Here is a 12,158-nt window from a genome sequence, read left to right on the forward strand (position 1 = left end):
GGTTTTTAGGTGCCCGCATGCTTTCGCGGGCATGTAGACTGCGCGCCTTTTGGCAGGGGCTGACCGATGTTGCTGACTGTGTTGTACCTCATAGCGATCACCGCCGAAGCCATGACCGGTGCGCTATCGGCCGGGCGGCGCGGCATGGACTGGTTCGGCGTGGCGTTGATCGCCTGCATTACCGCCCTGGGGGGCGGCTCGGTGCGTGACATGCTGCTGGGGCACTACCCGCTGACCTGGGTCAAACATCCCGAATACTTGGTGCTGACCACCTTCGCCGCGCTGGTCACGGTGTTTATCGCGCCCCTGATGCGGCATCTGCGCTCGCTGTTTCTGGTGCTGGACGCCATGGGGCTGGTGGCCTTCACCCTGATTGGCTGCCAGATTGCCCTGGACATGGGGCACGGCCCACTGATCGCAGCGGTCAGTGGGGTTATTACCGGCGTATTCGGCGGCATTTTGCGGGATATCTTCTGCAACGACGTGCCCCTGATTTTTCGCCGCGAACTGTATGCCAGCGTGTCGTTCGCCTGCGCTTGGTGTTTTCTCGGCTGCCTCTACCTAGGCCTGGCCAACGAGCAGTCGCTGCTGATCAGCCTGTTCGGTGGCCTGCTGTTTAGGTTGCTGTCGATCCGCTTGCACTGGGAGATGCCCAAATTCGTCTATCGGGACGATCCTCAGGGCTGAGGTGTTAGGTCGCGCTGCGCATGTTGGTCGAGTGCCCACTCGACATGCTCGCGCACTAGGGCGGAGGGGTGCTCGCGGCGTGCTTTAAGTGCTTCCAGTACCGGGATCGTCGAGGGCGCATTGCCCAGGCCGACCGCCAGGTTGCGCAGCCAGCGTTCGTAGCCGGCGCGGCGCAGGGGTGAGCCTTCGGTGCGGCTGAGAAATTCGTCCTCACTCCAGCCGAACAGTGCGGCCAGCTCGGCATTGTCTAGGCTATGGCGGGGCTGGAAGTCACTTTGCTCGGTGGGTTTGGCGAAGCGATTCCACGGGCAGACCATTTGGCAGTCGTCACAGCCGAACACACGGTTGCCAATGGGCGCACGCAGCTCAATAGGGATCGAACCTTTGAGCTCGATGGTCAGGTAGGAAATACAGCGTCGCGCGTCCAGCACATAGGGGCCGACAAAGGCCGCTGTGGGGCAGATATCCATGCAGGCAGTGCAGCGCCCGCAGTGCTCGCTGGTGTGGGCTGGGTCCACCGGCAGCGGCAGATCGACGAACAGTTCGCCGAGGAAGAAATAACTGCCGGCCTTGCGGTTGAGTACCAGGGTGTTCTTGCCGATCCAGCCGAGGCCGGCCTGTTCAGCGATGGCTTTTTCCAACACCGGTGCGCTGTCGACAAAGGCGCGGTAACCGAATGGGCCGATCTGCTGCTGGATGCGCTCGGCGAGCTGCTGCAGGCGTTTGCGGATCAGCTTGTGATAGTCACGCCCCAGGGCGTAGCGCGACACGTAGGCTTTTTCCGGCTGGGCAAGCTGCTGAGCCATCTGCGTGTCGCCGGGCAGGTAGTCCATGCGCAGCGATACCACGCGCAGGGTGCCGGGTATCAGTTGTTCTGGGTGTGAACGTTTGCTGCCGTGGGCGGCCATGTAGTCCATCTCGCCCTGATAGCCGGCGTCCAGCCAGCGCTGCAGGTGCGCTTCGTGCTCGCCCAGTTGCACGTCGGCAATCCCGACCTGCTGAAAGCCCAGCTCGCGGCCCCAGTCTTTGATTGACTGGGCGAGAGCGGCAAGGTCGAGGGCGTCAGTGTTCATATGAAGGCGGGTAACCGGAGCGGAGGTGAGTATAATTCTGCCAGACAACGGAGCCCGCGCATGCTGCATTCACCTGACAATCTTCCTCTGCCGCTGTTCAGCGCCGCACAAGTGCGTGAGCTGGATGCGCGGCTGATTGCTGCTGGCACCTCAGGTTTTGAGCTGATGAGCCGCGCCGCGCATGCCATCTGGCGTGCCCTGCGTCGGCGCTGGCCGGATGCCGGGGTGCTGACGGTGCTGGCTGGACGCGGCAACAATGCAGGTGACGGTTACCTAGTCGCGGCCCTGGCACTTCGCGCGGGCTGGCAGGTGCAGGTGCTGGCGGTCGGTGACCCCGCGCAGTTGCAAGGCGATGCGGCGCTGGCGCGTGATCAGGCGCGGGCTGCCGGCGTGCCCATTCAGTCATGGGAGCAGCAGGCCGAGCTGCGCGGCGTTGTGCTCGATGCCTTGCTCGGTACAGGTTTACAGGGGGCTGTGCGCGAACCGTATGCGCAGGTTATCCGACTGCTAAATGCCAGTGGTTTGCCTGTTCTGGCGGTGGATGTGCCATCCGGGCTCTGCGCCGATACCGGTCAGGTGTTGAGTGAGGCGGTGCGCGCAGAGCTGACGGTGACCCTGATCGGGCTGAAATTGGGCCTGTTCACTGGCCAGTCGGCGGATTTTCGGGGCGCGTTGCAGTTTGATGACCTTCAGGCCGATCCCGCGCTGGTGGCCGCTCAGGCTTTTGCCGCGCAGCGCCTGGCGCCAATCAGCTTGCCGCACCTGGTAGCGCGCTCGCCCCTTGTGCACAAGGGGCAGCTGGGGCATGTGCTGGTGGTCGGCGGGGATCGTGGCTTTGCCGGTGCTGGCCTGCTGGCGGCGCAGAGTGCGCTGCGTGCAGGGGCTGGGCTTGTCAGTCTGGCGACCCGTGGCGAGCATGTGTCTGCCGCGCAGGCGCGTCTGCCTGAAGTCATGGCGGCCAGCGTGGCGTCGGCCAATCAATTAATGGCGTTAGGTGCTCATGCCAGTGTCTGGGTGGTGGGGCCTGGTCTCGGTCAAGGTGCGTGGGGTCGTAGTCTGTTATCGGCGGCGGCGGCCAGTGATGCTGTGCAGGTCTGGGATGCCGACGCGCTGAACCTGCTGGCGCAAGCTGTGGTCCAGTTACCTGTTGGCGTGGTGCTGACGCCACACCCGGGTGAGGCTGCGCGCTTGTTGGGTATCAGCAGTGCCGAGGTGCAGGCGGATCGCCCAGCGGCGGCTCGCGCGCTGGCGCAGCGCTATCAGGCGGTTTGCGTGCTGAAGGGCGCAGGTACTTTGATCGCCGCGCCGGACGGTGGCCTATGGTTGTGTGATCGTGGCCATCCGGCCATGGCTGGCGCAGGGCTAGGTGATGTATTGGCCGGTTTTATTGGTGCGCTGCTGGCGCAGGGGATGGCAGCGTTGCCGGCGGCCCAGTTGGCGGTCTATCTGCATGCGTGTGCCGGTGAGCGCTTGGCGCAGCAGGGCCGAGGTTTGGCAGCCAGTGATTTGTGTGCGGTTATTCGTGAATTATTGCAGGAGCAGTCTGCGTGTCTGAATTAGAGCTGTTTGCCGCCGACGAAGAGGCGATGCTGGTGCTGGGTGCGCGGATCGCCGAGGTGACGGGCGGTAAAGGGGTGATCTACCTGCATGGCGATCTGGGCGCCGGTAAAACCACCCTGTCGCGCGGCATTATTCGTGGCCTTGGGCATGTTGGAGCGGTCAAAAGTCCGACCTTTACCCTGGTAGAGCCCTACGAAATTGGCGCGGTGCGGGCTTTTCACTTCGACCTTTACCGCCTGGTGGATGCCGAAGAGTTGGAATACCTGGGTATCCGCGATTATTTCGAAGGCGATGCGCTATGCCTGGTCGAATGGCCGCAGCGCGGTGCGGGCGTTTTGCCAAAGGCTGACCTGGATATTACCATTAGTCCGCATGGGGCCGGCCGCGCGCTGCGTTTGCAGGCGCAAGGTGAGCGCGGCTCCACCTGGTGTGCCGCTTTGGCCGTCAGGGCATGAATCAATTATGGGGTTGGCTATGCGCATAAGCGCGCGTTTCATCGCAGTTGGAGTGGTATTGGTCGGCTTGGCCGCCAATGTAATGGCCGCTTCGGATGTGCGCAGTGTGCGGCTCTGGCGTGCACCGGATAACACCCGTCTGGTGTTTGACTTGTCTGGCCCGGTACAGCACAGCGTGTTTCAGCTTTCTGCGCCAAATCGCATCGTTATTGATGTAAATGGCGCCAAGTTAGCCACTAACCTTAATCAGCTGGCTCTAAGCAATACGCCTATCACCGGTGTGCGCTCGGCGCAGCGAACCCCCGAAGAGTTGCGCGTGGTCATTGACCTGTCGGCTGCGGTCACGCCGAAAAGCTTTACCCTGGCCCCAAATCAGCAGTACGGCCATCGTCTGGTTGTCGACCTGTTTGATCAGGAGAGCGGCGCGGCGCCAAGCCTGCCGGCCACCGCCGTGACTACCGCGCCTCAGTTGCCAGTAACGCCGACGCAGGCCCCGCCCAAGCTGACGCCGGTGCCGAATGGCAAGCGCGATATCGTGATTGCCATCGATGCGGGGCATGGTGGTGAAGACCCGGGTGCGCTGTCGCCAGTCAAAGGTCAGTTTGAAAAGCATGTGACCCTGGCAATTGCCAAAGAACTGCAGCGCCAGGTGAATGCCGAGAAAGGCTTCCGCGCCGAGCTGGTGCGCACGGGTGACTACTTTATCCCGCTGCGTAAGCGCACCGAGATTGCGCGCAAGAAGGGCGCCGATCTGTTCGTCTCTATCCATGCCGATGCCGCGCCGCGGGCAGCGGCCTTCGGCGCCTCGGTGTATGCCTTGTCAGATCGCGGCGCCACCTCGGAAACCGCGCGCTGGCTGGCTGACTCGGAAAACCAGTCCGACCTGATCGGTGGTGCAGGTAACGTCAGCCTGGATGATAAGGACCGCATGCTCGCCGGTGTATTGCTTGACCTGTCGATGACCGCCTCGCTGTCGTCCAGTCTCAACGTCGGCAACAAGGTGCTGGGCAATATGGGGCGCATCACCCCGCTGCATAAGCGTCGCGTGGAGCAGGCAGGCTTTATGGTGCTGAAATCGCCGGATATTCCCTCGATCCTGGTGGAGACCGGGTTTATCTCCAACCCTAATGAAGCGCGCAAACTGGCCAGTGCAAGCCATCAGCAGGCCCTAAGCCGCTCGATCGTCAGTGGCGTGCGGCAGTTTTTCCATGAAAACCCGCCGCCCGGTACGTACGTAGCCTGGCTACGCGATAACGGCAAAATCGCCCTCGGGCCGCGTGAGCATGTTGTGAGCTCGGGTGAGAGTCTGGCGCTGATTGCTCAGCGTTATCAGGTCAGCCTGGCGGTGCTGCGTAGTGCCAATTCGCTTAAAAGTGACGTGATCAAAGTGGGGCAGCGTATCCAGATTCCAGCTACCGCTCTGGCTGCACAGCCATGAGTGACGTTTCGCGTATCCAACTGCTTAGTCCGCGGTTGGCCAACCAGATTGCTGCCGGTGAGGTGGTTGAACGTCCGGCCTCGGTGATCAAGGAGCTGTTGGAAAACAGCCTGGATTCCGGTGCCAAACGTATCGAAGTTGATGTCGAGCAGGGCGGTGTCAAGCTGCTCAAGGTGCGTGACAACGGCAGCGGCATCTCTTCAGATGACCTGCCGCTGGCGCTGGCGCGCCATGCCACCAGCAAGATCCGCGAGCTGGAAGACCTTGAGCAGGTGATGAGTCTGGGCTTTCGGGGGGAGGCGTTGGCCTCGATCAGCTCGGTGGCGCGCCTGACTCTGACTTCGCGCACCGAAGGGGCTGAGCAGGCCTGGCAGGTGGAAACCGAAGGGCGCGACATGCAGCCGCGGGTGCAGCCAGCCGCGCACCCGGTCGGCACCTCGGTGGAGGTGCGCGACCTGTTCTTCAACACCCCGGCGCGGCGCAAGTTTCTCAAAACCGAAAAGACTGAATTCGACCACCTGCAGGAAGTGATCAAACGCTTGGCGCTGGCGCGCTTCGACGTGGCTTTTCATCTGCGTCACAACGGTAAGACTGTCCTCGGTTTGCATGAGGCCCCGGATGAAATTACGCGCGCGCGGCGGGTGGCGTCGGTTTGTGGCGCGGCATTTCTGGAGCAAGCGCTGCCGATCGATATCGAGCGCAATGGTCTGCACCTGTGGGGCTGGGTAGGGCTTCCGACCTTTTCGCGGAGCCAGGCCGACCTGCAGTACTTCTATGTGAACGGTCGCATGGTGCGCGACAAATTGGTTGCCCATGCGGTGCGCCAGGCTTACCGCGATGTGCTGTTTAATGGCCGCCATCCGACCTTTGTGCTGTTTCTGGAAATCGATCCGGCGGTGGTCGATGTCAATGTGCACCCGACCAAGCATGAGGTGCGCTTCCGTGATGGGCGCATGGTGCATGACTTTCTTTATGGCACCTTGCACCGTGCGTTAGGCGAAGTGCGCCCTGAAGATCAGTTGGCTGCCCCGGCGGCGGTCAGCGAGATGGTGCGTCCGAGCGGCCAGGCCGCTGGCGAGTTTGGCCCGCAAGGTGAAATCGGCTTAGCGGCCAGTCTGTTGCAGTCGACACCCAGTGCGTCGGTCTGGCGTTCGCCGGGGGCTGGCTATCAGGGTTCTCGTCCGGAGGCCGCTTTGCCCGCAGCTGAAGCTCAGGGCGCGTATCGCGAGTTTTTCTCGCCGATGGCCACTGCGTCGACACCGGCTGCGCTCCCTGAGGAGCAAGGTGATATTCCGCCGCTGGGCTACGCCATCGCGCAGCTCAAAGGTGTCTATATCCTCGCCGAGAACGTTCAGGGGCTGGTGGTGGTGGATATGCATGCGGCCCATGAGCGCATTACCTATGAGCGGCTGAAAGTGGCCATGGCCAGTGAAGGTCTGCGCGGCCAGCCGTTGCTGGTGCCAGAGTCGATTGCCGTGAGCCAGCGTGAGGCTGATTGTGCTGAAGAACATGCCGAGTGGTTCCAGCGGCTTGGCTTTGAGCTGCAACGCTTGGGCCCGGAAACCCTGGCAATTCGTCAGATACCCGCATTGCTTAAACAGGCCGAGGCCACTCGCCTGGTACAGGATGTGCTGGGTGACCTGCTTGAATACGGCACCACCGATCGTATTCAAGCGCACCTCAATGAGCTGCTGGGCACCATGGCCTGTCACGGTGCTGTGCGTGCCAATCGACGGCTAACCCTGCCAGAGATGAACGGCTTGCTGCGCGACATGGAAAGTACCGAGCGCAGTGGTCAATGCAATCATGGGCGTCCAACTTGGACGCAGATGGGCATGGATGACCTCGATAAGCTGTTCTTGCGCGGCCGTTAAAGTTGTTGCGTCCTTTTATTTAGAGATTTTTTGAGCATGTCTGAGCGTCTGCCTCCGGCGATTTTTTTGATGGGGCCGACGGCGGCCGGCAAGACCGATCTAGCTATTGAGCTGGCGCGGGTGCTGCCCTGTGAGTTGATCAGCGTGGACTCCGCTTTGATCTATCGTGGCATGGACATCGGTACGGCCAAGCCGGATAAGGCGACGTTGGCCGAGTTTCCCCATCGTTTGATCGATATTCGAGACCCGGCCGAAAGTTATTCGGCCGCCGAGTTTCGCCATGACGCGTTGGCGGCGATGGCCGAAATCACTGCGCGCGGGCGTATTCCGCTGCTGGTGGGCGGCACCATGCTGTATTTCAAGGCGCTGCTTGAGGGGCTGGCTGAAATGCCCAGCGCCAATGCCCCGTTGCGCGCAGCGCTCGAGGCGCGCGGCCAAACTGAAGGCTGGCAGGCGTTGCACGCCGAGTTGTGTGCTGTTGACCCTGAGTCGGCGGCACGCATCCACCCCAATGATCCGCAGCGCTTGATTCGTGCCCTTGAGGTATATCAAGTGAGCGGTGAAAGTATGACCGCTCATCGCCGGCGCCAGGCTGCAGAAAATACTGTCAGTGGCGCATCGATAAGCGGGCAATTCCCCTATACTGTCGCGCAATTGGCTATCGCTCCGGCGCAACGGCAGCTGTTACATGAGCGAATTGCCCTGCGTTTTCGTTTGATGTTGGAACAGGGGCTGGTTGCCGAGGTCGAAGCTCTGCATCAAAGAAGTGACTTGCACGTTGGCTTGCCGTCTATACGGTCAGTGGGCTATCGGCAGGTCTGGGAGTTTCTGGACGGCAACCTTGACGCTGAGCAAATGCAGGAGCGCGGCATTATCGCCACGCGCCAGCTGGCCAAGCGACAGTTCACCTGGTTACGTGGTTGGCAGCAAGATGTGCATTGGTTAGATAGCGCTGATTGCAACAATCTGCCGCGTGCCTTGAAATACTTGGCAGCGGTCTCCATATTGACCTGAGATATTGCCGCTGGCCGTCTATCCTTGGGGTATGACGGCTTTGAGCCGTTGGTTTGTTTACTTAAATTATTGAAAATTGATCCTTAAAGGAGTGCGGCACATGTCAAAAGGGCATTCGCTACAAGACCCTTACCTGAACACCTTGCGTAAAGAGCGCGTCCCGGTGTCTATTTATTTGGTTAACGGTATCAAGCTGCAAGGCCAAATCGAATCTTTCGACCAGTTCGTGATTTTGCTGAAAAACACTGTCAGCCAGATGGTTTACAAGCACGCCATTTCTACCGTGGTGCCTAGCCGCCCGGTGCGTCTGCCGAGCGCAAGTGAAACTGAACAAGCTGAAGCTGAACTTGGTAACGCCTGATTTAGGAGGCTGTATTGTTCTTCGAGCGTCATGAAGGTGGGGATCGAGCTATCCTGGTGCATCTGGACGGCCAAAACTCCGAGGCGCGTGAAGATCCGCAGGAGTTTCAGGAGCTGGCGCTTTCCGCTGGCGCTGAAACTGTTGCGTTTTTCAGCATTCCGAGTAATCGGCTGACGGCCAAATACCTGATCGGCAGTGGCAAAGTTGAAGAGTTGCGTGACCAGGTCAAGGCCTGTGAGGCGGATCTGGTTATTTTCAACCACGTGCTTACGCCGAGCCAGGAACGCAACCTTGAGCGTGCTTTCGAATGTCGAGTGTTGGACCGTACCGGTCTGATCCTCGACATTTTTGCTCAGCGCGCACGTACTCATGAAGGCAAGTTGCAGGTCGAGCTGGCACAGCTTGATCACATGAGTACGCGGCTGGTGCGAGGCTGGACTCACCTTGAGCGGCAAAAGGGCGGTATCGGTCTACGCGGCCCGGGCGAGACCCAGCTAGAAACTGACCGCCGTCTGTTGCGGGTGCGCATTCGTCAGATCAAGCAGAAGCTTGAAAAAGTGCGTAGCCAGCGTGATCAAGCCCGTCGTGGGCGGCAGCGTGCGGACATTCCCTCTGTATCGTTGGTGGGTTACACCAACGCCGGCAAGTCGACGCTGTTCAATGCGTTGACCTCCTCGGAGGTTTACGCGGCCGATCAGTTGTTTGCCACCCTTGACCCGACTCTACGTCGTCTGGATCTAGATGATCTGGGCCCGATTGTGCTCGCCGATACCGTGGGCTTTATCCGTCATTTGCCGCACAAGCTGGTCGAGGCGTTCCGCGCGACGCTTGAAGAATCGAGCAATTCCGATCTGCTGCTGCACGTAATTGACTCCCATGAGCCGGAGCGTGATCAGCAGATTGAGCAGGTGCTTGCTGTGTTGGGTGAGATCGGTGCGCAGGATCTGCCGATGCTTGAGGTCTACAACAAGCTTGATTTGCTGGAAGGCGTGGAGCCACAGATTCAGCGTGATGCCGATGGTAAGCCGCAGCGGGTCTGGTTGTCGGCGCGTGATGGGCGCGGGTTGCCGTTATTGCGTCAGGCTATAGCGGAGCTGTTGGGTGATGACCTGTTTGTCGGTACATTGCAGTTGCCGCAACGGCTTGCCCGCATGCGTGCGCAGTTTTTCGATTTGGGCGTGGTGCAGAGCGAGTCGTACAGTGAGGATGGCAGTAGCCTGCTGGCGGTGCGCTTGCCGCGTATCGAGCTGAACCGGCTGGTCAGCCGTGCTGGGCTCGAACCGCAAGAATTTATTGAGCAACACACTTTGCAATAAAGCCTGCGCCAGCGACTTTGCCGCTGGGTGCATGCATTCTGTAGCATTGGCTGACGCGCCGTGGGTGCGTCTTTGCTTTATCAGATGGAGAGCGCTATGGCTTGGAATGAGCCGGGTGGCAACTCGAATAATCAGGACCCATGGGGTGGCCGTAAGAACGGTGATCGCAAGGGGCCGCCGGATATCGATGAGGCCTTCCGCAAGCTGCAAGAGAGCCTGAATGGGCTGTTCGGTGGCGGCAAAAAACGAGGCAGCGAAGCTGGCTCAGGCGGTGGTGGTGGTTTCGGCCTGCTGTTCGTGGGCCTTGGCTTGCTTGCTGCAGTCTGGCTGTACAGCGCGATCTATGTCGTTGATGAGCAGGAGCAGGCAGTCGTGCTGCGCTTCGGCAAGTACTACGAAACAGTCGGTCCGGGCCTGAATATCTATTTTCCGCCGATTGATCGCAAATTCCAGGAAAACGTCACCCGCGAGCGTGCTTACAGCAAGCAGGGGCAGATGTTGACCGAGGACGAGAACATCATCGAAGTGCCGTTGACCGTGCAGTACAAGATCAGCAACTTGCAAGATTTCGTACTCAACGTCGACCAGCCCGAAATCAGCCTGCAGCATGCCACTGACAGTGCCGTGCGCCATGTGGTGGGCTCCACCGAGATGGATCAGGTGCTGACCGAAGGGCGTGAGTTGATGGCCAGTGAGGTTAAGGAGCGCTTGCAGCGGTTCCTCGACAACTACCGCACCGGTATCGCAGTCACTCAGGTTAACTTGCAGAGCGCAGCTGCGCCGCGTGAAGTGCAGGAAGCCTTTGATGACGTGATCCGTGCCCGTGAAGACGAGCAGCGTGAGAAGAACCAAGCTGAAACCTACGCCAATGGTGTAGTGCCAGAGGCCCGTGGTCAGGCGCAGCGTCTGATTGAGGATGCCAGCGGTTACCGTGATGAAGTGGTTTCGCGCGCACAGGGTGAGGCGGATCGCTTCACTGCATTGGTCACCGAGTACCGTAAGGCGCCCGAGGTGACGCGTGAGCGTCTGTACCTGGACACCATGCAAGAGCTGATGACCAACACCAGCAAAGTGCTGGTAACGGGTGATAAAGGCCAAAACAACCTGCTGTACCTGCCGCTGGACAAAATGATCGATGGTCGCAGCGCGTCTGCCCCTAGCTCTATCTCCGGTTCGGCGAGTGCGTCGGATGCAGGGTCGCGTGTAAGTATTGATCCGCGCCAGGTTGAGCTGCGTACAAGGGAGAGTCGCTGATGAGCAATAAATCACTGATTGCCCTGATTGTTGGTGTGGTGCTGGCGATCGTCGCCTGGAACAGCTTCTATATCGTGGCGCAGACTGAGCGGGCGGTGCTGCTGCAGTTCGGTCGTATCGTTCAGCCTGATGTGCAGCCAGGTCTGCATGTGAAGATTCCATACGTCAACCAAGTGCGTAAATTTGATGCGCGCTTGCTGACGCTGGACTCCACAAGCTCGCGTTTCCTCACGCTGGAAAAGAAAGCATTGATGGTTGATGCCTTCGCCAAGTGGCGTGTACTGGATGCTGAGCGCTACTACACCGCGACCTCGGGTATTAAGCAGATTGCCGACGAGCGCCTGGCGCGTCGTCTTGAGGCTTCGCTGCGTGACCAGTTCGGTAAGCGCACCCTGCATGAGTCGGTGTCGGGTGAGCGTGATGCCTTGATGGCTGACGTGACGGCGTCCTTGAATCGGGCTGCGCAGAAGGAGTTGGGTATCGAGGTGGTGGATGTGCGCGTTAAGGCCATCGATCTGCCGAAAGAGGTCAACCGCAGCGTCTTTGATCGTATGGGTTCGGAGCGTGAGCGTGAAGCGCGTGAGCACCGTGCCAAAGGTCGTGAGCTGGCTGAAGGTATTCGTGCCGATGCGGATCGTCAGCGTCGCGTGTTGCTGGCGGACGCCTACCGTCAGGCCGAAGAATTGCGCGGTGAGGGTGATGCCCAGGCTGCTGCAATCTATTCCAAGGCCTATGGTATGGATCAGGAGTTCTACTCGTTCTATCGCAGTCTGAGAGCCTATCGCGAAAGTTTCGCTGATAAGCGTGATGTGCTGGTGCTGGACCCGAGCAGTGACTTCTTCCGTTACCTCGAGAAATCTAAGCCCTAAGTCATCACCCCGGCGGGCAGCCGCCGGGGTGATCCTTATTGAAAACGTGGTATGATGCGGCAGCCGGGGAAATCCCGGCTTTTTTGCGTCTGTGGGAAGCATGTGGCAGGAATTGGTCATCGCATTGTGTCTTGTGCTGATGCTAGAGGGCATCCTGCCCTTCCTGGGGACGCGCCTTTGGCGTGACACGCTTTTACAACTGACGCAGTTGTCTGTAAACGACAGCTGCGTCTGATCGGGTTGGCCAGCAGATTGCT

General features: G+C 60.0%; 12 protein-coding genes. 11 read left to right on the top strand and 1 reads right to left on the bottom strand.

What is annotated here, in order from left to right:
- Positions 1–66 precede the first annotated feature (66 nt).
- Positions 67–687: a trimeric intracellular cation channel family protein gene (locus tag N1078_RS05635; protein ID WP_274087227.1), complete on the top strand. Its 621-nt coding sequence runs from the start codon at positions 67–69 to the stop codon at positions 685–687.
- Here N1078_RS05635 and queG read toward each other — a convergent pair.
- Entirely contained in the window at positions 678–1,760 is a 1,083-nt protein-coding gene (queG, locus tag N1078_RS05640; RefSeq protein WP_274087228.1) for a tRNA epoxyqueuosine(34) reductase QueG, read from the bottom strand. The genes N1078_RS05635 and queG overlap by 10 nt on opposite strands.
- Before the next feature lie 60 nt (positions 1,761–1,820).
- Between queG and N1078_RS05645 the strand changes: the two genes are divergently transcribed.
- The 10 genes from N1078_RS05645 to N1078_RS19615 all read left to right on the top strand — a co-directional run bounded on the left by N1078_RS05645 (position 1,821) and on the right by N1078_RS19615 (position 12,136).
- Entirely contained in the window at positions 1,821–3,320 is a 1,500-nt protein-coding gene (locus N1078_RS05645) for an NAD(P)H-hydrate dehydratase (RefSeq protein WP_274087229.1), read from the top strand.
- Positions 3,308–3,775 (top strand): tRNA (adenosine(37)-N6)-threonylcarbamoyltransferase complex ATPase subunit type 1 TsaE, encoded by a 468-nt coding sequence (gene tsaE, locus N1078_RS05650; protein ID WP_274087230.1) that lies wholly within the window; start codon positions 3,308–3,310, stop codon positions 3,773–3,775. The genes N1078_RS05645 and tsaE overlap by 13 nt, the downstream gene beginning before the upstream one ends.
- A 7-nt stretch (positions 3,776–3,782) precedes the next feature.
- A complete protein-coding gene (locus tag N1078_RS05655) occupies positions 3,783–5,213 on the top strand; it encodes an N-acetylmuramoyl-L-alanine amidase (RefSeq protein WP_443218089.1) in 1,431 nt (476 codons plus the stop codon).
- The gene (gene mutL / locus N1078_RS05660) at positions 5,210–7,087 is read left to right on the top strand and encodes a DNA mismatch repair endonuclease MutL (protein WP_274087232.1); all 1,878 of its coding nucleotides are present in this window, start codon (positions 5,210–5,212) and stop codon (positions 7,085–7,087) included. The genes N1078_RS05655 and mutL overlap by 4 nt, the downstream gene beginning before the upstream one ends.
- A 36-nt stretch (positions 7,088–7,123) precedes the next feature.
- Positions 7,124–8,101 (top strand): tRNA (adenosine(37)-N6)-dimethylallyltransferase MiaA, encoded by a 978-nt coding sequence (gene miaA / locus N1078_RS05665; RefSeq protein WP_274087233.1) that lies wholly within the window; start codon positions 7,124–7,126, stop codon positions 8,099–8,101.
- A gap of 100 nt (positions 8,102–8,201) precedes the next feature.
- Positions 8,202–8,462 (top strand): RNA chaperone Hfq, encoded by a 261-nt coding sequence (gene hfq / locus N1078_RS05670; protein ID WP_274087234.1) that lies wholly within the window; start codon positions 8,202–8,204, stop codon positions 8,460–8,462.
- Positions 8,463–8,476: 14 nt separating this feature from the next.
- Complete coding sequence (hflX, locus tag N1078_RS05675) at positions 8,477–9,778, top strand: ribosome rescue GTPase HflX (protein ID WP_274087235.1); 1,302 nt, start codon at positions 8,477–8,479, stop codon at positions 9,776–9,778.
- A gap of 96 nt (positions 9,779–9,874) precedes the next feature.
- The gene (gene hflK / locus N1078_RS05680) at positions 9,875–11,032 is read left to right on the top strand and encodes an FtsH protease activity modulator HflK (RefSeq protein WP_274087236.1); all 1,158 of its coding nucleotides are present in this window, start codon (positions 9,875–9,877) and stop codon (positions 11,030–11,032) included.
- A complete protein-coding gene (hflC, locus tag N1078_RS05685) occupies positions 11,032–11,901 on the top strand; it encodes a protease modulator HflC (RefSeq protein WP_274087237.1) in 870 nt (289 codons plus the stop codon). Before hflK ends, hflC begins: the two co-directional genes overlap by 1 nt.
- A gap of 139 nt (positions 11,902–12,040) precedes the next feature.
- Positions 12,041–12,136, top strand: a complete 96-nt coding sequence (locus tag N1078_RS19615) for a DUF2065 family protein (protein ID WP_274087315.1) — start codon at positions 12,041–12,043, stop codon at positions 12,134–12,136.
- The last annotated feature ends 22 nt before the right edge of the window (positions 12,137–12,158 follow it).

The organism is Pseudomonas sp. MIL19 (assembly GCF_028680365.1).
Classification (GTDB): Bacteria; Pseudomonadota; Gammaproteobacteria; order Pseudomonadales; family Pseudomonadaceae; genus Aquipseudomonas; species Aquipseudomonas spirodelae.

Coding starts and splice junctions, on each gene's coding strand:
- N1078_RS05635 (WP_274087227.1), top strand. CDS start 67: ATGTTGCTGACTGTGTTGTACCTCATAGCGATCACCGCCGAAGCCATG.
- queG (WP_274087228.1), bottom strand. CDS start 1,760: ATGAACACTGACGCCCTCGACCTTGCCGCTCTCGCCCAGTCAATCAAA.
- N1078_RS05645 (WP_274087229.1), top strand. CDS start 1,821: ATGCTGCATTCACCTGACAATCTTCCTCTGCCGCTGTTCAGCGCCGCA.
- N1078_RS05655 (WP_443218089.1), top strand. CDS start 3,783: ATGGGGTTGGCTATGCGCATAAGCGCGCGTTTCATCGCAGTTGGAGTG.
- mutL (WP_274087232.1), top strand. CDS start 5,210: ATGAGTGACGTTTCGCGTATCCAACTGCTTAGTCCGCGGTTGGCCAAC.
- miaA (WP_274087233.1), top strand. CDS start 7,124: ATGTCTGAGCGTCTGCCTCCGGCGATTTTTTTGATGGGGCCGACGGCG.
- hfq (WP_274087234.1), top strand. CDS start 8,202: ATGTCAAAAGGGCATTCGCTACAAGACCCTTACCTGAACACCTTGCGT.
- hflK (WP_274087236.1), top strand. CDS start 9,875: ATGGCTTGGAATGAGCCGGGTGGCAACTCGAATAATCAGGACCCATGG.
- hflC (WP_274087237.1), top strand. CDS start 11,032: ATGAGCAATAAATCACTGATTGCCCTGATTGTTGGTGTGGTGCTGGCG.
- N1078_RS19615 (WP_274087315.1), top strand. CDS start 12,041: ATGCTAGAGGGCATCCTGCCCTTCCTGGGGACGCGCCTTTGGCGTGAC.